This window comes from Bacillus sp. KICET-3 (genome assembly GCF_033261025.1).
GTDB classification, from domain to species: Bacteria; Bacillota; Bacilli; order Bacillales; family Bacillaceae; genus Bacillus; species Bacillus sonorensis.
This window is the reverse complement of sequence record NZ_CP137345.1, coordinates 2,477,632-2,499,170: the sequence shown is the minus strand read 5'-3', so window position 1 is coordinate 2,499,170 and position 21,539 is coordinate 2,477,632. Positions and strand designations below refer to the sequence as shown.

Here is a 21,539-nt window from a genome sequence, read left to right as displayed (position 1 = left end):
ATGAAACATCTTTTTTTCGTATAAAAACGAGCGGATTGGCAAAAGCTTTTGACTGACTTAGGAAAGCGAGGAGAATCTTTATTATGGATGAATTAAAAGGCTATGTAGAAGCTGTAAAAAGAAATATGGAAACGATGAATGCCGATGATTATGAGGGAAAAGAGGAGGATTTAAGAAGGCAGCAGGAAGAACTTGAACAGTATGAACGGCGGTTAAAGGAGCGCAGCGTTTCAGCCGAGGGGTTTGACCAAATCGTCAGTGCTGCCGTGGATTGTGCGGCAGGAGATATTTCCTTCTCACAGCTGGAAGATGTGTATCAGGACGTCAGCATATAGCATCCGAGTTCCGGATGCTTTTTTTCATGGCGCCGTACATCGAGACAGTTCGGCATCATATGGTAAAATATAGAGAAGAAAGGGGGAGAAACGATGAAAAACTTTATATGCACGACTTGCGGGGTTCAATATGAGCCAAGTCCGGCACCACCGACAGAATGCCGCATATGCAATGAAGAAAGACAATATGTCAATCCAAAAGGCCAAGCATGGACAACACTTGAAGACTTGCAGAAAAGCGGTCAGTACAAAAACGACGTCCGGTATGAGGAGAAGCGTTTACACAGTCTGACGACAACACCGGGATTTGGCATCGGCCAAACTGCTTATTTGGTTCAAGAGCCGGGCTTTAACTTACTGTGGGACTGCATTACATATTTAGATCAAGAGACGATCGACAACATCAAACAGATCGGGGGAATTCAGGCGATTGCATTATCCCATCCGCATTATTATTCCACACAGGCAGAATGGGCCGAAGCCTTTGATGCGCCGATCTATATTCATGAAGATGATAGAGAATGGGTGCAAAGACCGAGCGGACGGATCATTTATTGGTCGGGGGAATCAGTCGAGATATCCGCCGGGCTGACATTGCACCGGTTGGGCGGTCATTTTAAAGGAGGAGCCGTTTGCCATTGGAAAAATGGAAACGAAGGCAAGGGGATTTTGCTCACAGGCGATATTATTCAAGTCGTTCAAGACCAAGACTGGGTCAGCTTTATGTACAGTTATCCAAACTTGATTCCTCTTCCGGGGGAGAAGGTCAAACAAATGGCTGATCAAATAAAGGATGTTTCGTTTAACAGGCTGTACAACGCTTTCCGCCGCGTCGTTAAGAATCATGCCGGGGAGCGCGTTCAGCTGTCAGCAGACAGGTATATTCAAGCTATACAAGGGACGCTGTTTACCACATAGGCTGACAAACCTCCGCTCGGAAAACTTTTCAATCCGCTCTGTTTTGGTATATGATAAATGAGGGAAAACGATGTACGGAAAAGGTGAAAACATGAACGAGCAAAATCAAGAAATACCAGAAGAACAAAGTCGGCTTGAATTAGATGAAGAAACGTTGTTTCTCGTCTCACAGACGTTTAAAGCGCTCTCAGATCCAACGAGGATCAAAATCCTTCATTTGCTGTCACAGGGGGAACATTCGGTTAATGAAATTGCAGAAAAGCTGAGACTTTTGCAGTCGACCGTATCCCACCAGCTCAGATTTTTAAAAAATCTGCGCCTTGTCAAATCAAGAAGGTCAGGAACCTCCATTTTTTATTCCCCGGAGGATCAGCATGTGCTGGATGTCCTTCAGCAAATGATCGATCATACACAGCATGACTGATAGGCTAAAAGGCAAACTCAAGCTCCTGAGTTTGCCTTTTATAGTGAGCGGTTTTCTGCAATTTTGCCTTTTTTCAAAACAAAAAAAGAAAAGCCGACATAATAAACGGCAAGAACAAAAAAGCCAATCATCGTTGCCGGATCTTGCGCCAAAAACGTTCCGTAAGCGGCTGAACCGCCGTTTAGCAAAGCCGTCTCAAGGCCGTTGATTTCGATAAGACGCGAAAGGAACCGGTATAAAAATATGCAGAGTACGATCAGCTCAACCCACATATGGGTGCGAAAATAGATGATCCCCCCACGGTTTTCGATAGATACATGCTTTAACGCATATATCGTCAGCATCAGCCCAAGCAGAATCCCGATCAGATCGTACAGGTATGATAGAGGATGAAGGGAGCTCATCGTCAGAAGCGTCATGAAAATCCCCGAAAAAAGAACCATCCTGAATACCATGCGCGCCTTGTTTAGCGGCTGAAAACCGATGGAGCGTTTCACCCTGATATAAACGATCAGACAGATGACGAAAAACTGCGCGAAGTAAACTGCGATGTTGTTAACCTCCTTTCAAACCGAGTATATGTCCAATCTCGATCAATCGTACCCGGAAATATAATTTTAGGGCGAAAATGGGTCAAGAGATCTTGTTTTTGTTATTTTATGCTAAAATCTTTCTGTGCTATAGTAGAAGAACAAGAGAAAGGCTGTAGAGGCGAAAGGAGGGTGTGTAATGAAAATTGACCGCCTGCTGGCGATTGTCGTTTTGCTGGTCGGCAAACGGCAAGTACAGGCGAAGGAGCTTGCCGACATGTTTGAGGTTTCAGTCAGAACGATTTACCGCGATATCGAAACGATCAATCAGGCCGGCATCCCAATCGTCACGTCACAGGGAGCCGGAGGCGGGATCAGCATAATGGAGCGGTTCCGCCTGGAAAACAAGCTGCTTTCAGCTGATGAGCTGGCCGCAATCTCTACTGCGCTCGAAAGCGTCTCATCAACCTACACATCATTTCATCATGGGACCGCTTTGGAAAAAATCCGCCTTCTCGTCCCGAAAGAAGAAATGTCCCAGTTTCGTCAAAAAACGGAAAAATGGTTTTTCGATATTTCGTCCTGGGGAGAAAGCAGCGCATTAAAGGAGAAGATGCAGCTGCTGCATCAAGCGATCGACAGTGCAAACCTCGTGTCCTTTACATATGTAAACAGGGAAGGACGGACGGGAAAACGGCTTGTCGAACCCCACACCCTTGTTTTAAAGGCGCGGAACTGGTATCTCTACGCCTTCAGTCATGAAAAACAAGCGTTCCGTTTTTTTAAGCTGCTCCGAATGAAAGATGTCAGCGCTCTCCCTGACACATATCAGAGAAGGGAAGTCCATCTCGGTGATCTGCCCTGGGAGAAAACATGGCATCGGCCCGACAATATGACGGACATCACACTTCTTGTGAACCCGTCCGGGGAATCTATGGCAAGGGAATGTTTCGGTGTTGAGGCGCTTACATATGAAAACGGCAGATGCACCGCTTCCGTATCGTATCCTGAAGATGACTGGCTGTATGGGTTTTTGCTGCAATTTGGAACCCGCATCGAAATTCTCCATCCTCCTCACATTCGTGAAAAAGTAAAAGACTTGGCAAAGCAAATTGTTAACGTATATGAAACTTGAACTGTCCGGAAATATGTGTGGGGAGGGGAAGATTTGGTCCGGGGAGGAGACCGGGTTTCTCCGGCGGGAATTTTAAAAAACCCGCTGCAGATGTTGGCGGGGATTGACATTCTTGATTATTTTTTTAGTCATATGCCTCTATAAACACTGCCGCTTTTAAAGGCGGCACGTCCCCGTTCTGATGAATGAATTAGACCCTTGTGGGTTGATCGGGGCCAAGACTTGCAAATTCTCCATCCTTCCGGTCGGGCATTATAAATATACGTGCCATCGGCTGCCGGAGGCATTTTTTTAGCATGGCTCCGTCTTCTGTCCTGTAAACTTTTGCTCTCCCTCTAACCGCAATCTCTGAATCCGCCTCGGAAGTCTTGCCTTTTCCATCCGAAAATGCACCCTTTTTAACAACGATTATTTAAAGGATGAAACCTGACACAATGCTGTCAGGTTCGTTTTTGTAATATTAACATAAAGGAGGAATGAACAATGAAAATACAATTTTGCCAAAGCTGCTCGATGCCAATGGCTGACGGCCTTGCCGGAACAGAAAAAGATGGCGCCAAAAGTCCCGATTATTGTAAGTACTGCTATGTGAATGGCGTGTTTACACAGCCCGATGCCTCCCTTGAAGATATGATCGACAGCTGTGTGCCGCATATGAAAGATGAAGGCAGGACAGAGGAGGAAGCAAGAGTGCTGCTGAAAAGCACGTTGCCGTACTTAAAACGCTGGAAATCCCCAGCTGAAAAAACTGGAGGAGGGGCGGAATGAGCTTTTCTCATGTTGAACATTTGGATAAAAAGCGGTTCTCCGGAATATCGACAGTGACGAGCAATGCGGATGAAGCAGCAGGAAAGGGCAGAATTTCCGCCATGTGGGAATTATTTCGGAAGCAAATCATCAAAACAGCAACATCTGACATTATCGCCCTTTACTCTCAATATGAAACAGATGAATCTGGAACATATACGTATTCCATCGGAACGTTTTTTGACGCTTGCGAACATGGTGAGGATGTGATCACACTTCCTTCTTCCTTATATGCTGTTTTCACTTCGCGACGGGGAAGACTGGAAGAGGTTGTTTTTGAAACATGGCAGGACATTTGGTCATGGGATCAGAAAGCGTTACGCACATACACCGGTGATTTTGAGGTTTACGGTGAAACGGCGGCCAATTCTGAGGACGCCCAAGTCACGGTATACGTAGCTGTCAAACACGAAAATAAATGACTTGAAAAACTAATGATGTTAGTTTTATAATGAAAACTAACATCATTAGTTTTTTATTTCCTATAAAGAGGTGGCGTTTTTGAGACTGACCCAATATGAAACGATCTATCAGCTGACATGTTTTCCACTTTTATTTCCGGTTAATTGCTATTTGGTTGAAGAGGAGGATGGTCTTACACTCATCGATGCCGGGCTTCCAATCAGCAAAAAAGGAATTTTGGAGACCGCCGCCGGTCTTCGAAAACCGATTAAACGAATTGTACTGACACACGCCCACGGTGATCATGTCGGATCGCTTGATGCCCTAAAACAGACGCTCCCCGGCGTCAAGGTTTTTATTTCTGAACGGGATTCACGCTTGTTGCACGGAGATAAATCACTCCTTGAACATGAAGCGCAGACACCTATTAAGGGAGATATCCCAAAAAACATCATGACAACACCGGATGGGTTTTTGCACGACGGCGACCGCATCGGATCGCTGCTGACGATTTCTACACCGGGGCACACACCTGGAAGTCTGTCATTTTTTGATGAACGGCACGGGGTTCTGGTTGCGGGGGATGCCTTTCACACAAGAAGCGGAATAACGGTATCCGGGCGCTTGAAGCTCTCGTTCCCATTTCCCGCTTTTGCCACCTGGAATAAGGAAGAAGCTTTACAAAGCGCGCGAAAATTATTAGACGTCAAACCGAAAGTGCTTGCCACAGGCCACGGAAGCATCGTAAGCGGTCCAGAAGAAGGCATGAAAAAAGCGATAAGCGAAGCTGAGTCTTTATTGAACAGGAAAGGGTGAAGAATCATGTCTCCAAGAATAGGACTGAATATGCAGACGATATTGGAAGCTGCGGCAGAGCTGGCAGATCAAGAAGGTGTTCACGGGTTGACGTTGGCATCCATTTCCAAAAAGTTGAATGTTCGCCCGCCGTCTTTATACAACCATATTGAAGGACTTGGCGGCATTCGCACAGAGCTTGCGGTTTGGGGATTGACAAGCCTTTATGAAGAAATGGCGATATCGATTCAAGGCGCTCAAAAAGATGAAGCTGTCTGCAATATGGCGCGAGCGTATATCGATTTCGCCAAAAAACGGCCGGGCCTCTATGCAGCGACTTTGTTAAAACCGGCGGGTGAAGACAAACGGATAGAGGAAGCCGGCGGACAGATCGTCAATCTGGCTCTTTCAGTGCTAAAACCTTACGATTTAGACAGCGTTTCAGCGATTCATGCGGTCAGAGGATTGAGAAGCATCATGCACGGTTTTGCCGCACTTATGCAGAACCGGGCGTTCGGTCTTCCATATGATATTGAAGACAGCCTGGAAATGGCGATTTGTGCATTTTTAGCAGGACTTGACACCTGCCGGAAACATAGGCGGCAAGACATCTAAAATAGAAGAATGATTTTTGAATATTCATAATTGTTTACTTTTTCCTGAAAGTTTAGTATCATTGAATTATGGCTCATAAGTTTTTGAGTCATAGGTATGATAAGGCTTAACCAGCCACTTTCCTGCCTTGGCTCAATGCCAAGGATTTTTTTTGCCCAGCGCTTTTCTTTCGGAAATTGAGGAGTTAACAATTTTGTAAAAAGGATTACGCATGACAAACAGCGAAATAAAAAACGAAGAGCAGTCTTCTCGCCGGCACCGGCAGACTGAAGACTGAAAACGGCAGGAGGGTTGTTATGCTGAAGAACGTATTTCTCAATCAATTGAAGGCATGCTATAACGAAACAACTTGGTTTGTCTGCTTCCAAACGGCTGCCGAGGGTCTGACCGAAAACCAGGCAAAACAAAAAGGAGAAGGTACGGAAAATTCGATTTTCGAAATCACCAACCATTTAATTTTTTATAATGAGCGATATTTAAAACGGTTTAAAGGAATCCCCGTCCCGGTGTTCGATTACACAATCGATGACACGTTTGTGAACAAAAGCGGACTCGGGTGGGAAGAAAGCAGAAAGGATCTGGACCGTATTTATTCCGAATGGATACATGAGATGGCCTCATGCGAAGAATCGAAGCTGACACAGCCAGCCGAACATGAACCGGATTCCACATGGGCTGACATTTTATCCTGTCTTATTCTTCATAATGTCTATCATTTAGGGCAGATTGTCCATATGAGAAAGCAGCAGAAAAACTGGGACCCCGCAAAAGGGGTGAACTAATGCCTTGCGCCGCGGACTCCTGCGGAGTCTGGGCGCCGCTTGATGGCAATACAAAAGCCTTGCTGATTTTGGAAAACCATAAAAATATTATGTCAACCAATTAAAGATTGACAAATCCTTTTTTCCATATTAAAGTTTTCGCAGATAGTTAGTTATTTGGATAACTAAGAGGTGAGAGAATGGCAAGACCAAATGTCACATCGAAGAACATGCTGATTGAAGCTGCCAAGATGTGCATCATGGATCAGGGCTTGGAAAATCTGACGCTGAAAGCGGTCGCTGAAAAAGCAAATGTAACGCAGGGGACCGTATATTATCACTTCCGCACGAAAGAGCAGCTTGTTTTCGAAGTCGTGCAGGATGTTTGCTATATATCTTGGGAGAATTTAAAGAGCGGACAGAAGCCGGCAGCTGAAAAAATAAAGGAAGGCTTGATGTCTGCCCAGTCAAGAACAAAGGAAGATTCATATTATCATCGGTTGTTTTTGGAGTCGGTTGTTTCCGGATTTCGCAATGACATGATCAGCAGCCAATTGAGCAAGCTGATAGAGGACGAAAATATGTTTTTGACAGAACAGCTGTCTGCGCTATGGGAGCGTTCTCCGGTTGAAGGGGTTTCTTTAAAGACGTGGGGAATTCTTTTAAACGCATTGATTGACGGCCTTGCACTGCAGTCTGTTATTTCACCCGGCTTTTCTTCTGAAGAGGTATACCGGGAATTGGAGCTGGTTTTGCAGCATCTGACTGAAAAAGCGCAAGTTGCTGATCAATCTGGATCAAAGGAATAGGGAGGGCAAAAATGTTTACGCAAAAATTAGGTCTGGCGCTTCTGTTTTCATTCCTTGTCTGGTTGGGTGCCACGATGTTTTTTGTATGGTTTGGAGATTTGGTTCTCGTTGATCCCGGCCAACACAGCTTTTTGGTTCGTTTTTTGCTTCTTGAAGCGGGAACTTTTGTCCTCCTGTACGCGGTATTGTTTTTTTATCAAAAGCTTGATCAATCACGCTATGCGGTAATCAAGCTCGGGATATGGGGGTCGGCAGTCGGTTTATTTATGGACACTTTTTCAGTCTGGAACCATTCGCTGATCTTTCCGGAGCTTTCTCAAGGTCAGGTGATTGCTTTTACCATTTGGATGGTATGTGCGTATGCGATGTATTTAATAATCCCGCTCCTTCTTGTGAGGAAGGATGAGCGGGGAGTATTCTGAAATTTTCCCCAATAAAGTGTTCGCCCGTTTCCTCATGTAAAACGGGCGAATCGGTCATGCTTTGTCAGGCGGAGGGGATGGAATTTTCCGCATTGATATAGCCGGCGCCGTAGATGTTTGCGTCTTTATCCTTCCACAAATCGGCTCCTTCCATCAAAAGTCTTTTGACTTCATCAGGAGAAGCGTCGGGGACGTGTTCGAGAATCAGCGCGGCAATTCCGGCGCAAATCGGGGTTGCCATTGATGTTCCGGACATTGTCATATAATCTGTGCCGACACGGCTCGATTTTTGCAGCTTATCCAAAAAAGAACCCGGTGATCGGAGCGAAACGATATCGGTGCCCGGCGCTAAAAGGTCGGGTTTTACCTTGCCGTATATCGTCGGCCCTCTGCTGGAATAGGATGCCACATCATCATCGTCCCTGTTGACCGTGTCACGGTCATCCAAAGCGCCGACCGTAATGACTTTTCCGCTGACACCAGGGCTTGCTATCGTTTTCGCATCAGGTCCGGAATTCCCGGCTGCAACACAGACGACAATCCCTGCATCCCATGCGGCATTAACAGCTTTGACGACAGGGTCCTCTTGTTCATTTTCATATGAGAGCGCCTCTGAACCGAGCGACATTGAAATAATATCGATTGGACGATCTGGATGTTCTTCATTAAATTGAATGCACCAGTCGATCCCTTGAATGACGGTTTCCAATGTTCCGGACCCCATTTTATCCAATACTTTTACACCGATGAGCTCTGCTTCAGGCGCCGGTCCGCGGTATTTTCCGGAAGAAGCGGCACCGTTGCCTGCCACATCGCCCGCGCAATGGGTTCCGTGTCCATTGTCATCATATGGCTCTATTCTCTGATTCACAAAATCGGTAAAGGCCCTGATTCTTCCTTCAAGATCTGAATGCGGATAAATGCCGGTATCCACGACGGCTACTGTGACACCTCTTCCCGTCAGCGTTTGATTGTTTCTGACGACTTCTTTGGCATTGCTTGATTCGACAGCGACATCAAGAAGAGCTGTCACCTTCCGATTTAAATATATTTTTCGAATGTCCCCGCACTCCGAAAGAAGAGATTGTAAAACCGTTGGCGTGACTTCAGCGCTGCAGCAATTGATTTTCGGAAAATGATTCTTCATTTTATTTCGTCTTTTTTGATCGATCATCTCGTGAACAGACTGATAGCCTCTATGACAATCTCCTTCAAACTCAATAATCACTGACATCTTTTTGCGTTTCATGAGCATTTTTTCAAACAGTCCGTGCAAAAAACACGGCGTCCATTTAAAAGGTTTGTAGAGCCTTAATACTTTTTCTCTTAGCGGCCGGTCTAATTTATGGGCATTGGCGCGAACCATTTGAACCATGTAGGAACCAAACATCAGCATCCACCTCACATTGATTTTTCTTTCTGATAATCTATGAATCTGAGGCTGAATCCGTAAAGTTGGTTGTCCTCATGACAGATAAAAGGGGCCGGTTCATTATCATCCATCAGGTCCTGCATGAGGATCTGTTGAAAGAAAAGATTGCCGGAGTGCGGCGTTTTGTACAATTGTCCGCTATATATGGATATAGTTGACAAAAATAGATTGGGAGTTTATATTTATTTTATGGAAATAATGTTATGTAATGGATTTCACATATGCGGAAATCCAGGGAAGGCGCATGAGTTTCTTTTGTTAGCAGGCGTTTTTTCAAATCTTGGCTGATAGATTTGAGTTTGGTTTTTTGTTTGGACTCTGTTAACAGCGATGATGCATAAAAAATGACTCCTCGATTTCTTCTTTGGCTTATTTTAATCAGAGCCCAACACTGAGGTATTCAGCTTTAAAATCCATGCTTTTATAAAAGAAGGAGTGATTTTTATGGCTTCATCGGAAATGACCGGATCTTGTGAAAAGGCGTTGTATCCATTCGGCGAATTCAGCCGCTTTGTGGTCCATGAACTTCCCGGATATCAACAGAAGGAGGAATATGCAGAAGGAGTCAGTGCGTTACTTCACTTGATGCCATCTTTTGACGAAGTGCTGGACATCGTGTACGGTCAGCCGTTTGCAGTAAGAATCCGGGCGATAGGTGATTTGGGTATTTTTCTCGTCGCTTCTGAATTGGGTCAGTCATCTGCCTCCCGGGATATCATCAGCCGATTGAAGATGCTCGCTGCTTCTGTCGGAATGGCGCCAAGAGATACATATTCCTCCTACGTGAATTACAATCCTAAAGAAGCGCTGCGGACCTTTACAGGAGATGAAAGCGAAGTCAACTTCATCCGGCAGCTCCAAAAATCAGATGAAGCGATCCGGCCGGCAGCGGAAAAACTGCTTCTTTTAAAAAAGAACCCTTTTCATGAGAACCGCATTAATTTTCTGGAAGAAGCCGCATCCTGTGTCCGTATGTTGAAACATGAGAGTCGGACCGTTCATCAAACAGTAGACCCGGCTTTCTTTTTTCATTGTTTTCGGCGCTATTTTTTCCCGATTCAGATCGGCGGGCGGGAATACAGCGCGCCAAGCGCGGTTCATCTGGCCAATCTGATTATCATCGATATCGTGACAGGGACAGCGAGCGAATCGCACCTTCAGATGATCCAGACCTTATTCCCTTATTTTGAGCCGAAACATAAAGTGAACATCGCCCAAGCCATGTCCACGCCCTCACTTAAAGATTCCTATTTGAAGGCAAACGATATAGAAGAACTATCGTTATTGGATGAAATCTATCAATCTATTATTGAATACCGTCTGACGCATCAAGGAATCGTAAACAGATATATTAGAAAGCAAGATCCAGATGTCAAATACGGAACAGGCGGTTTCCCGTTTGATTCGTTTCTGCAAGAATTGATTGACATGGTTGAGGTTTCCCGGAAAGATATCAATGACTTTGTGAAAAAATGATAAACCAGCTTGAACCGTTTTTGCCATGTTTCTTTGAAAAGAAATGCATGATATTCTATACTTGCCAACATCTATTCAACATGGGAAAGATCTTGACTATGGCAAAGGGGTGACAACATGGCAGTCATTGAAGACTTTTTGAAGCTTGATATTCGGATCGGAACGATTGTAAAAGCTGAAATATTTAAAGAGGCGAGAGTACCGGCGATCAAACTGGAAATCGATTTTGGCGCTGAAATCGGCATGAAGAGATCGAGTGCGCAAATTACGAAGCGTTATACACCTGAAAGCCTGGAGGGCAGGCAGGTAGCGGCAGTCGTCAATTTTCCGCCGCGGCGGATTGCAGGATTTCGATCAGAGGTGCTTGTTCTTGGCGGCATCCCTGAAACAGGCGATGTGATCTTACTAACGCCTGATGAAGTAGCGCCGAATGGCACAAAGATCGGATGAAACAAAAGGGAGGCTCCCGGCTTTTGGCCGGAGAGCCTCTTTACTTGATTAAATCTTAAATTTTTTCGTCAGGTTGCGCAGATCTTCAGCCATTTGTTCAAGCGTGGCGGCGGATGAGCTGATTTCTTCCATTGATGCCAGCTGTTCTTCCGCTGATGCGGCGATATCCTGTATGCCTGCCGAGCTTTCTTTTGAAACTTCGGCTATCTCTTCGACCGCTTCCGATACTTCCTCAGAGCCTTTTGAGAGCTGTTCGACCGCTGTGTTCATCGTTTGCAGCTCGCCGGCGATCTCATTTGTCATATCATAAATATGCTTGAAGCTCGCCTCGGTGTCTTCGGTAATGTTCAGGCCTGACTGCACTTCATAATTGACCGATTGGAACATGGTGAGCGAATGTTCGATTTCTTTGACGATGTCCTGGATTAAGCTTTCAATTTCTTTGGCCGAACTGGCAGATTGGGCGGCGAGCTTTCTCACTTCTTCAGCCACAACAGAAAATCCCCGGCCCGATTCCCCGGCGCGCGCCGCTTCGATTGCGGCATTCAGCGCCAGCAGATTCGTTTGGTCGGCAATTCCGTTAATAACGCGGAGGATGGCTGTAATGTCTTTCGACTTGGCTTCAAGTCCTTTGACGACGCCTTCGGCCTGTTTGACTGACTGGTTGATTGAATTCATCTGGCCGACGGTTTTTTGCACGAGCTCTCCGCCGGTTTCGGCAATTTCCGTTGATTTGATCGATGATTCTGTGACCGCTTCTGACACTTCCGTCACTTCAAACAGCTTGCCGTTCATTTGATTGAGCTGCTGCGAGCTTGTCTCGACTTTTTCATTCTGGCTTTCGGCTCCGTTTGAGAATTGCTCGATCGCCAGTGTGATATGTTCTGTCGCCTTGCTCGTCTGATCTGCGCTTGCTGTCAGCTGTTCAGACGAAGAGGCGACATGTTCTACCGATTCCTGAATCGCGCTGATCAAAGAGCGCAGCGATTCCGCCATTTCGTTAAAGCTTGTGCCAAGCTGGCCGAGTTCGTCTTTGGAGCGGACTTCGATCGTCTGTGTCAGATCGCCGTTGCTGATGCTCTTTGCAGACGACACAAGCTGATTCAACGGCTTGCTGATGGCGCGGACAATGAAGTAGACAAGTATGCCTCCCAGCACGATCGCCGCGGCTAAAATGATCACAGCCATGTTGAAAACGGGCTGTGCCGCAGCTGTGATTTCATCTGTGACCATCGTTCCGCCGATCTTCCAGCCTGTCAGCTTGTTAGTTACAAAGACCATTTGCTTTTCTTTGCCTTCGAACGTGTATGAAAAGAGGCCTTTGTCTTTACTGTACATTTGCTTCATCCAATCGCCTTCACCTGCCGTTCCGGCCTTGGCTTTCGGGTGGGCAACGTATTTTTGATCAGCGCTTGAAATAAATGCAAATCCGCTTGTGCCGATTTTTACATCATTGGTCGCTTTAATCAGCTCGTCGATGTTCAAACTGAGCGCGGCAACCCCTGAACCGTCTTGATTTTGTTTGGCGATGGTAATGACCGTATTGCCTGTGGCGGCAGACTTGTAAGGCTCAGTGACAATGATTTCGCCTTTTTTCGCAACGGCTTCTTGATACCAGCCTCTTTCGACGGGATCATAGTTTTCCGGCATTTTTGTCCGAGGGTACTGGACATAGATGCTGTCTTTTGAACCCGTAAAAACGGCCTCGACATCTTTGTTCTGTTTTGCGTATTGCGCAAATTTTTCTCTTACAGAAGCCTGATCTTTTTCCTTGTATGTTTTGTCCTGAATCGTTTCGCTAAAATAGGCGATGGCATCGGCCTTTTTTTCGACGTTTTGATCAATCATCTTGTTTAATTGATCAACACTGTTTCTCGCGCTTATCATCATTTCGCTTTCAAGTGAACTTCCAGCCGTATAATATGAGCTGCACGCAAGTACTGCAACAGGAATTGTTAAAATGAATAAAAATGAGAATATTAATCTTTTTGAAATAGACGGACGCTTGATCCAGTCCCATAATTTCCCCATGGCCATAACTCCTTTTTTCAAGTCTATGACATGATTACCGGACGATTATCACATTTTTATATTAAATTTAAAAATTTCGTTTTCGAAATAAAAACCGATTCGTAAAAGATGATCTTCATGGGAAAAACGGGTAAAAATAAAACCATCCATATCCATGTTTTCAGCAAACATCAACGTCTGCCGATCGATTGTCATACCATCCCAGAATGTGTCGCTTGATTTTGACTTCACCAGTTTTCAACATCCACACGATTTCATGAATGCCGGGTGCTTCCGCCAAAATGCTTTTTAACCATGACGACGGCTGTCAACAAGAAAGGGATGATGAATTCAAATAAAACAAAAATCGAGCGAAGGACGATTTTTGCCTGTTCGATATGTTCGACATAGCTAGCTGCCGAAGCCATTGAAACCGTTAAAATGATGAAGCCGATCGGAGCGATAAGTGAAGCATGATGTTTCAGATTGAATAAATCGGCTGAACATATGATTGCTGCATAAGAAAAGATGGCCACTTTAAAGAAATTCCCCACGACGAGAACGATCATTGCAAATCCCTGCAAGCCCTGTATAAAACCGCCGATATTGATCTTTTCCACAAACCTCAAAAACGGAAAAGTGGAAGTTGACCATCCGTATACACCCAACACAGCGATTTCTAAGACGATCGTCATGATTAACACAAAGCCCGCAAATATCATGGCAGTCAATCCGAATTTCATCCCATTCCGTGACCTATTGATATAAGGGAAAATAACGGTAAAACAAACCAGCTCGCCGTAAGGGAAGAAAACACGTTCAAGAAATGCTGTTGTTACAACAGGCTCCCAGCCGTTTTCCAGGACGGGAAGCAGGTTTTCAAAGCGGATGACATTAGATGCCGCTAAAAAGACAAATGTCAATATAATCAGAAACAAAAGCAGCGGGAAAATCAATTCTGCCGTTCTGGCCAATACTTCTATACCTTTGTACAGCGCGTAGCAAACGAGAAGCATCGTAATTCCGCTGACGATATACATGGGGGTTTGATTGTATTGAAGCAAAAGGAGTTCGCTTGAATCCCGCAAATCTCTTGAAGCTCCATAGATAAAAAACAGAACATAAGAAAGGCCGATCAGAAAGCCGAGGTGCTTTCCCAATATCTTTTGAAAATAGCGGGTCGGCAGCAATTTAGGGTACTGTTTGTAAAGATAATAATAGTGAAAAAATAACACGGTTCCGCCGATCATACCTATCAGTTCCGCCAGCCATGCGTCTTGTTTGGCACCTATCCCCAACGGAACGATCAGAGCTGTGCCAAATTCGAATAATACAATTAAAGTAAATAGCTGTTTTGGGCTGACTTTTGCTGTTTCCAAGTTTCCTCACCCTCAAAGAACCTTTTTTGTCAATGTACAGTTAATCATTGACAAAAAAGGTTTTGGATAATCAAAGGTCTTGGATGATTCTTCTTCAAAAGGATAAAACGGAGACAATAAAGGGATAGTAAAATCAATTACAAATGAAAAGTGGGTTCATCATGAGTTTGTTTAGAAAGCGGTATAATCGATCCTTTTCCATCACAAAGCCTGCCGAAGATCATGCCGGTCCGAAAGATATATTAAGTGTAGCCCTTGCTGAAAATCTCCAGCGGGTCAAAGAAACGCTAGGAGGAAGCGATGATATTATCATTCGCGAATTTTTAATCGGTAAAGGCGCGAATGTGAAGACGGCAATCATCTATACCGAGGGCTTAATCGATGCACAATCGATTGAACATTCTATTCTCGGGTCCTTATTGTTCCACTTAAGGGACATAGACATCTCGATTGAAGAAAGCCCGCTGGAAAAGCTGAAAGAATCGGTGTTAACCGTCTCTGACATACAGGAGTTGACGGAATATGGCCGGCTTTTCAGCCTGCTCCTGAGCGGTCATGTCATCTGTCTGCTTGACGGTTATCAACGGGGATTTGCCATTGGGATGAAGGGCGGCAAAGACCGGGGGGTTACGGAAGCAACCGTTGAAAATACGGTGCGCGGCCCAAAAGAGGCATATTCGGAAAATCTGCGGACAAATACAGCATTATTGCGGCGGAAAATCAATGATCAACATCTTTGGTTTGAAACTAGGAGCATCGGCAATGTTACGAAAACGAAGGTTTCGATTGCATATATAAAAGGAATCGCAAATCAAAAGATCGTTGAGGAAGTCCGAAAACGGCTGGATCAAATCGATGTTGACAGCATTTTAGAGACCGGCTATGTCGAAGAGTTGATACAAGACGAAACATACACGCCGTTTCCCACCATTTTTCATACTGAACGCCCTGATGTGACAGCGGCAAATCTGCTCGAGGGGAGGGTCGCTATTTTTGTCGACGGAACACCTAATGCGCTGTTGGTTCCTTCTTTATTCGTGCAATTTTTTCAAACTGCTGATGATTATTACCAGAGGGCCGACATCACAACGCTGCTCCGAATTCTTCGTTTTATCGGATTTTATATAGCGCTGCTCGGACCATCATTTTACATCGCCATTACCACTTTCCATCAGGAAATGCTGCCGACCCCGCTGCTTGTCAATCTGGCTGCACAGCGTGAAGGCGTTCCGTTTCCCGCTTTTGTTGAAGCACTTTTAATGGAAGTCACGTTTGAAATCCTCAGGGAAGCCGGCGTGCGCATGCCGAAGACGATTGGACAGGCGGTCTCGATTGTCGGTACGCTTGTTATCGGTACAGCGGCAGTTGATGCAGGGATCGTGTCCGCCGCCATGGTTATTGTGGTTGCGATCACGGCGATTTCAAGCTTTATCGTCAGCTCTTTTAACCTGGCTATTGCCGTTCGAATGCTTCGGTTTATTTTTATGGGACTTGCCGCGTCATTCGGATTATTCGGGCTGATTGTGGGGCTGATTGCTCTTGCTCTTCATTTATGCAGTTTGCGGTCGTTTGGAATACCGTATATGTCCCCGTTCGCTCCTTTTATCCAGGAAGACCAAAAAGATGCGATTTTCCGGATGCCGCACTGGGGATTGTTTTCCCGCCCCCGTTTGATAAACCAGAAAAATGTCCGGCGCGAACATACAGCTTCACCAAAGCCGCGGCGAAGAAACTAAAATTGAGAGGAGGATAAGGGGTGCGAAAACACATCAGTTTATTGATGATACTATTCCTTGCATGGCCTCTGGCATCAGGCTGCTGGAACAGGCGTGAAATGAATGAGCTTGCCATTGTAGGTGCGATGGGGATTGATAAGGCGGGTGATCAAAAGGTTGTCACAACTCAGATCATCGACCCGGGACAAGTTGCCGCCAAGCAAAGTAAAACTGTGCAAACTCCGGTTATGACATATCAGGAAAAAGGCAATACGATATTTCAAGCAGTCAGAAGAATGTCAACCGAGACGGCGAGGGAGCTTTATTTTTCACATTTAAGAGTGCTGGTCATCGGCGAGGAGCTGGCGAGGGAAGGGATAGGTGAAATCCTTGATGTTTTTTCACGGGATCAAGAGGTGCGGCCTGACTTTTTTATTGTCGTCGCAAAAGATGCAAAGGCGGAAAATGTATTGAAAGTTTTAACCGGATTGGAAGACATTCCTGCAAATAAATTGTTTTCCTCTTTAGAAACGTCTGAGAAAATGTGGGCGCCTTCCATGACCGTTACCTTGGACAAGCTCATTTCCGATACGGCTAGTGATGGAGTGCAGCCTCATTTAACAGGGCTTCTGATGACCGGCTCAATGAGAAAAGGGGAAAACCAGGCAAATGTTCAAGAAATTTCACAGGATGTCAGACTAAAATACAATGGAATAGCGGTTTTTAAAGATGACAAATTGATCAGCTGGATGAATGAAAGCAACAGCAAGGCAGTGAATTACGTGTTGGGCAATGTGAGGGGAACGGTTGAAGAAGTGCCTTGTTCAGCCGGAAAAAGAAAAATTGCGCTCGAGGTCATTCGCATGAAATCGAATATGGGAGTTAAAGTCGCAAATGGTTTACCGAGAGGAACCGTTCAAGTCCATGTGGAAGCCAACATTGGTGAAGTTCAATGCAAAGTTAAGCTGATGAAATCAAAAACGATTGAAGATGTAGAGACAAGAGCGAATGAACAGCTGAAAAAGAACATTGAAGAAGCGATCAAAACAGTGCAAGAACAATATAAAATCGATATATTCGGTTTTGGAGAGGCGCTTCATCGCTCAAATCCGGTTTATTGGAAAAAGGTTAAAAACAACTGGGACGAAAAATTTGCAACAATGCCGGTACACATAAAAACCGATGTACAGATTCGACGTGTCGGCACGATCGGAAAATCACCAATGGAAAAACTGGATTGAACAGTCATCTAAAATATTGACAATGTTTCCCTTCGAATATATACTGTTTGATAAATACAGTGAAAGGAAAAGGTATAGGGGACATGATTCAGTAATCTTATTTTCCATCGTTTTTCATATGAAAAAACGGAAACTTGGAGAATAGGATACGTCTGCCCTTTTATACCTTTTTTGCATTGCCTTACACCCGCATGTTTATTTGCCATGCGGGTGTAAGGAGATCAGTTCATGCTGTTTTCACGATGCATATGTTGGCACACGATCCTCTCCGGGTTTCCGCGAGAGGTTTTTTGTTGTTCGGCCAAAAACATACAAGAGGTGAACAGTATGACAGTTTTGATGAAAATAAGAGGATTGAAAAAAAGCTTTGGAGACCAAACGGTGTTAAAGAACATTGAATTTGATTTGGCCACAAATGAACGAATTGGTTTAGTGGGATACAACGGAACGGGAAAAACGACGCTTGCCAACATCCTGGCCGGCCGCATGGACGCTGATCAGGCCTCGATTGAAACAGCGTACCCGCTTAAAATAGGCTATCTGCTGCAATCCATTGAATATTCGATCCATGATTTCAGCCAAATGTTAACTGATGATGAGAGCGGCGGATTATATAAACTGACGAGCCAAATGGGGCTGTCGAAGGTTCAGGCCTGGAAAACTGAACGGCTTCGCCACATGAGCGGCGGAGAAAAACTGAAGCTTGCCCTCGCGCATATCTGGAAAACGATGCCGGAGATTCTCATCTTGGACGAACCGACAAACCACCTGGATATAAACGGCATCAACTGGCTCCTTGAAGAGCTTGAAACGTATCAGGGCGCCGTACTGATCATTTCTCACGACCGCTATTTTTTGGATCAGTCCGTTTCGAAAATTTTAGAGCTTGAAGACGGAAGGCTGCATGCTTATCAAGGAAACTATTCCGACTACCAGCGCGAGAAAAAACGGCTGTATGAAGAGAGGCTGCATCAATATGAAGAACAGCAGAAGTATAAACAAAGAATTGAATCACAGATTGCAAACCTTCAAAACTGGTCCGGGAAAGCCCATCGGGATTCAACAAAAAAAGAAGGCTTTAAGGAATATTACCGGTTAAAGGCCAAAAAGCTCGACAACCAGGTGAAATCTAAATTAAAGCGGCTCGAACAGGAGCTGACGAAACATAAACTCGAAAAACCGAAAGAAGAAGAATCCGTCAAGTTTCAATTTTCTTCAAATGAAAAAAGAGGAAAGCGGATTATTGAGGCGAAAAACCTGGCAAAGGCTTTTGACGGCCGCACGCTGTTTGAAGACAGCAGCTTTTTTATCAAGCATGGCGAGCGGATTGGACTGGTCGGGAGCAATGGGTGCGGAAAGACGACTTTGATCAGAATGATATTGGAAGGTGAACCGGTGACGAGCGGAACCCTTTGGAAAAGCCGCTCCATGAAGGCCGCTTATTTAAGCCAGGATGTCAATGATTTAAATACAGATCAAACGATCGCACAAGCGCTGCAATTGTCTGACAGAGACAAAACGGCAACCGTGCGGACGATTTTGGCCAATATGGGCATAAAAGAAAATCGATTCGACCGGCCGATCGGGACGTTTAGCTTGGGTGAGCGCACTCGGATCAAGCTCGCGGGCATGATCGTAAAGGATTATGACATTCTCATTTTAGATGAACCGACAAATCACCTTGATTTGCCCAGCAGAGAACAGCTTGAGGAAACATTGCTTGAATTTCAGGGAACCATCATCATCGTTTCCCATGATGTATATTTCATGGAAAAATTGTGCGACAAGCTTCTTGTATTTGAAAACGGGAAAGTCCAGCGAATCGAAAGGGGTCTGAAGGACTGGCAGAACAAAAAGGAAAAACCCAAAACCGAACATGATGAAGCCGAGCGTCTGCGGATCGAAACCCGAATGACGGCGGTGCTCGGGGAGTTGGCCGGGCTTTCGCATGAGGATCCCCGATATCATGAATTGGATCAGGAATTTTCACAGCTTTTGAAAATGAAACAAGCGCTTTCCAATGAAAAATAAGGAAAGACAAAACAGCCATCTGTGTTTTTCGACGGATGGCTTTTTTTTGCTTATCCGGATCAATCGTGGTTTAAATTACCATATTTATAGAAGTCATCCAAGGCAATAATAGGTTAAAAAAGATGGTATTAGCAAAACAGACGAGGGTGATGACAATGTGGAATACGATCGTGTCCTTTCTTCCGAATTGGGTGGTTATCATGCAGGCGATTTTTGTATTTTTAATTCCGTATGCCATTTCAAAATTTTTTCATTGGATTCAAATAAAAGAGGATGAGGGATGACATGAGGTGGTGGAAATCAAAAACAAGGCGAATTACAAATCAGTCTCTTGAACGCCGTTCTACAAACAAGACGCCGTCTCAAGAATCAACCGGATTTTTCACCGGTGATTTTGATCATGATCTGAAAGTGATTAAGACGAAAATAGGACATAACTCAGATGTGCATTTCCGTGAATTTGACATCGGAAGAACCGGTACCAAAGGGGCTATCGTGTTTATCGATGGGCTTTCAGATAAAGACCTGATTAACAAACATATCATGAAATCGCTGATGGCCGATTTCTCAGACGAATATAAAATCGAGCCCTCTGCATTAAAAAACAGCCTTATTCCCCTGATTAAAAAACAAATTCTGCCCATTAGTGAATTGACAGAAATCAAGCATATCAGCGAACTGGCGCCGGAAGTATTAATCGGTTCAACAGCCCTTTTAATCGATGGTTCTGCAGAAGTATTCATATTGGGGACAGCCAAAGGAAACAAAAGGAATATTGAAGAACCCGTATCAGAAGCTTTGGTCAGGGGGGCCAGGGTGGGCTTCACTGAAGCATTGAGCACAAATACCGCCCTTTTAAGACAGCAGGGGAAAAATGAAAGTCTGACGATGATTCAGCTTCAAGTGGGAAAACGGGCCGTAAAAAGGCTTGTCATTGCCTATATTGAAGAGTTGGCTGAATCGGAGCTTGTGGAAGAGGTCAAAAAAAGAATTCAACAGATTGACATTGATAATGTTCCGGAATCAGGCTATATCGAACAGCTGATTGAAGACAATTATTTGAGCCCGTTCCCTCAGGCGCAAAGCACTGAACGTCCCGATCGGGTCATGAGCGCATTGATGGAGGGCAGGGTGGCCATTCTGCTCGATGGCACGCCTTTTGTTTTAATCGTTCCGGTTACATTCAGCATGATGCTGCAATCGCCTGAAGATTACTATGAACGCTGGTTTCCAAGCTCATTTATCCGCATCTTACGGTTTGGAGCTGCGATGATTTCGCTATTGGGGCCCGCTTTATATATTTCATTTATTTCGTTTCATCCCGGCTTGATACCGAGTGAGCTGGCGATTTCCATTACAGGGACGAGGGTCGGCGTTCCGTTTCCTTCTTTAATCGAAGCCCTCATTATGGAAGTGGCCATTGAAATCTTGCGTGAAGCCGGTTTGCGTCTGCCAAAGCCGATCGGGCAGACGATAGGAATTGTCGGCGGTCTCATCATCGGCGAGGCAGCCGTTCAAGCGGGGATCGTCAGTCCTATCATGGTCATCGTCGTAGCGGTAACCGCGATTTCTTCATTTGCGATCCCGCAATACAGCGCCGGGATTTCTCTGCGGATGCTCAGATTTGTAGCAATGTTTTGCGCGGGCGTATTTGGATTATACGGCGTTATTATGTTTTTCCTGATGCTCGCAAGCCATGCAGTGAAGCTGAAAAGTTTTGGCGTTCCATATGCAAGTCCAGCCGTGCCATACCGTTTAACCGATTGGAAGGATTTTATCATCCGCATGCCGATTTCGGTGATGAAGCGCAGGCCAAAAATGATGAAAACGAACGATTCGTCGCGCAAATGAT

General features: G+C 45.0%; 22 protein-coding genes and 1 pseudogene. 18 read left to right on the top strand and 5 right to left on the bottom strand.

The features are described 5' to 3' along the window. Positions 1-83 precede the first annotated feature (83 nt). From R5H20_RS12620 to czrA, 3 genes are all read left to right on the top strand, one after another. On the top strand, positions 84-335 hold the full coding sequence (locus R5H20_RS12620) for a YnfE family protein (RefSeq protein WP_006636178.1): 252 nt from the start codon (positions 84-86) through the stop codon (positions 333-335). A gap of 93 nt (positions 336-428) precedes the next feature. Next, entirely contained in the window at positions 429-1,253 is an 825-nt protein-coding gene (locus tag R5H20_RS12615) for an MBL fold metallo-hydrolase (RefSeq protein ID WP_006636177.1), read from the top strand. A 91-nt stretch (positions 1,254-1,344) separates the two neighbouring features. Then, positions 1,345-1,677 carry a Zn(II)-responsive metalloregulatory transcriptional repressor CzrA gene (gene czrA / locus R5H20_RS12610; protein WP_029418421.1) on the top strand — a complete coding sequence of 111 codons (333 nt, stop codon included), beginning with the start codon at positions 1,345-1,347 and terminating at the stop codon, positions 1,675-1,677. Positions 1,678-1,715: 38 nt separating this feature from the next. On the opposite strand, the gene R5H20_RS12605 is transcribed toward czrA, so the two are convergent. Next, positions 1,716-2,096 carry a CcdC protein domain-containing protein gene (locus tag R5H20_RS12605; protein ID WP_224254412.1) on the bottom strand — a complete coding sequence of 127 codons (381 nt, stop codon included), beginning with the start codon at positions 2,094-2,096 and terminating at the stop codon, positions 1,716-1,718. Between the two features lie 310 nt (positions 2,097-2,406). Between R5H20_RS12605 and R5H20_RS12600 the strand changes: the two genes are divergently transcribed. From R5H20_RS12600 to R5H20_RS12565, 8 genes are all read left to right on the top strand, one after another. Continuing rightward, positions 2,407-3,342 (top strand): helix-turn-helix transcriptional regulator, encoded by a 936-nt coding sequence (locus tag R5H20_RS12600; RefSeq protein WP_006636174.1) that lies wholly within the window; start codon positions 2,407-2,409, stop codon positions 3,340-3,342. 483 nt (positions 3,343-3,825) lie between these two features. Then, positions 3,826-4,110, top strand: coding sequence for a zinc ribbon domain-containing protein (locus R5H20_RS12595; RefSeq protein WP_006636173.1), 285 nt, complete (start codon positions 3,826-3,828; stop codon positions 4,108-4,110). Beyond that, the gene (locus tag R5H20_RS12590; protein WP_006636172.1) at positions 4,107-4,571 is read left to right on the top strand and encodes a GyrI-like domain-containing protein; all 465 of its coding nucleotides are present in this window, start codon (positions 4,107-4,109) and stop codon (positions 4,569-4,571) included. The genes R5H20_RS12595 and R5H20_RS12590 overlap by 4 nt, the downstream gene beginning before the upstream one ends. Positions 4,572-4,650: 79 nt before the next feature. Beyond that, positions 4,651-5,367, top strand: a complete 717-nt coding sequence (locus R5H20_RS12585) for an MBL fold metallo-hydrolase (protein ID WP_006636171.1) — start codon at positions 4,651-4,653, stop codon at positions 5,365-5,367. A 6-nt stretch (positions 5,368-5,373) separates the two neighbouring features. Next, positions 5,374-5,961, top strand: a complete 588-nt coding sequence (locus tag R5H20_RS12580; RefSeq protein ID WP_040347811.1) for a TetR/AcrR family transcriptional regulator — start codon at positions 5,374-5,376, stop codon at positions 5,959-5,961. A 296-nt stretch (positions 5,962-6,257) separates the two neighbouring features. Then, the gene (locus R5H20_RS12575; RefSeq protein WP_006636169.1) at positions 6,258-6,743 is read left to right on the top strand and encodes a DinB family protein; all 486 of its coding nucleotides are present in this window, start codon (positions 6,258-6,260) and stop codon (positions 6,741-6,743) included. A gap of 179 nt (positions 6,744-6,922) precedes the next feature. Then, positions 6,923-7,531 (top strand): TetR/AcrR family transcriptional regulator, encoded by a 609-nt coding sequence (locus tag R5H20_RS12570; RefSeq protein WP_006636168.1) that lies wholly within the window; start codon positions 6,923-6,925, stop codon positions 7,529-7,531. An 11-nt stretch (positions 7,532-7,542) separates the two neighbouring features. Continuing rightward, a complete protein-coding gene (locus tag R5H20_RS12565) occupies positions 7,543-7,953 on the top strand; it encodes a DUF5367 family protein (RefSeq protein ID WP_006636167.1) in 411 nt (136 codons plus the stop codon). Positions 7,954-8,017: 64 nt separating this feature from the next. On the opposite strand, the gene R5H20_RS12560 is transcribed toward R5H20_RS12565, so the two are convergent. Next, the gene (locus tag R5H20_RS12560; RefSeq protein ID WP_006636166.1) at positions 8,018-9,343 is read right to left on the bottom strand and encodes a serine protease AprX; all 1,326 of its coding nucleotides are present in this window, start codon (positions 9,341-9,343) and stop codon (positions 8,018-8,020) included. 486 nt (positions 9,344-9,829) lie between these two features. Between R5H20_RS12560 and R5H20_RS12555 the strand changes: the two genes are divergently transcribed. Further along, positions 9,830-10,861: a monodechloroaminopyrrolnitrin synthase PrnB family protein gene (locus R5H20_RS12555; RefSeq protein ID WP_006636165.1), complete on the top strand. Its 1,032-nt coding sequence runs from the start codon at positions 9,830-9,832 to the stop codon at positions 10,859-10,861. A 117-nt stretch (positions 10,862-10,978) separates the two neighbouring features. After that, a complete protein-coding gene (csaA, locus tag R5H20_RS12550) occupies positions 10,979-11,311 on the top strand; it encodes a chaperone CsaA (RefSeq protein ID WP_006636164.1) in 333 nt (110 codons plus the stop codon). Positions 11,312-11,359: 48 nt separating this feature from the next. Here csaA and R5H20_RS23610 read toward each other — a convergent pair whose 3' ends face one another. From R5H20_RS23610 to R5H20_RS12540, 3 genes and pseudogenes are all read right to left on the bottom strand, one after another. Then, positions 11,360-12,307, bottom strand: a complete 948-nt coding sequence (locus tag R5H20_RS23610; RefSeq protein WP_373870221.1) for a methyl-accepting chemotaxis protein — start codon at positions 12,305-12,307, stop codon at positions 11,360-11,362. Between the two features lie 42 nt (positions 12,308-12,349). Continuing rightward, a pseudogene (locus R5H20_RS23605) lies at positions 12,350-13,159 on the bottom strand (cache domain-containing protein); the annotation flags it as partial. 437 nt (positions 13,160-13,596) lie between these two features. Next, positions 13,597-14,700, bottom strand: a complete 1,104-nt coding sequence (locus R5H20_RS12540; RefSeq protein WP_006637198.1) for a GerAB/ArcD/ProY family transporter — start codon at positions 14,698-14,700, stop codon at positions 13,597-13,599. A 161-nt stretch (positions 14,701-14,861) separates the two neighbouring features. Here R5H20_RS12540 and R5H20_RS12535 point away from each other — a divergent pair, with 161 nt between their 5' ends. The 5 genes from R5H20_RS12535 (at position 14,862) to R5H20_RS12515 (ending at position 21,538) form a co-directional block, all read left to right on the top strand. After that, the gene (locus R5H20_RS12535) at positions 14,862-16,436 is read left to right on the top strand and encodes a spore germination protein (protein ID WP_006637197.1); all 1,575 of its coding nucleotides are present in this window, start codon (positions 14,862-14,864) and stop codon (positions 16,434-16,436) included. A 20-nt stretch (positions 16,437-16,456) separates the two neighbouring features. Continuing rightward, positions 16,457-17,656, top strand: a complete 1,200-nt coding sequence (locus R5H20_RS12530; protein WP_006637196.1) for a Ger(x)C family spore germination protein — start codon at positions 16,457-16,459, stop codon at positions 17,654-17,656. 327 nt (positions 17,657-17,983) lie between these two features. After that, a complete protein-coding gene (gene abc-f / locus R5H20_RS12525; RefSeq protein WP_006637195.1) occupies positions 17,984-19,687 on the top strand; it encodes a ribosomal protection-like ABC-F family protein in 1,704 nt (567 codons plus the stop codon). Positions 19,688-19,809: 122 nt separating this feature from the next. Next, positions 19,810-19,971 (top strand): hypothetical protein, encoded by a 162-nt coding sequence (locus tag R5H20_RS12520; RefSeq protein WP_155910111.1) that lies wholly within the window; start codon positions 19,810-19,812, stop codon positions 19,969-19,971. A gap of 1 nt (position 19,972) precedes the next feature. Further along, positions 19,973-21,538, top strand: coding sequence for a spore germination protein (locus tag R5H20_RS12515; protein WP_006637193.1), 1,566 nt, complete (start codon positions 19,973-19,975; stop codon positions 21,536-21,538). The last annotated feature ends 1 nt before the right edge of the window (position 21,539 follow it).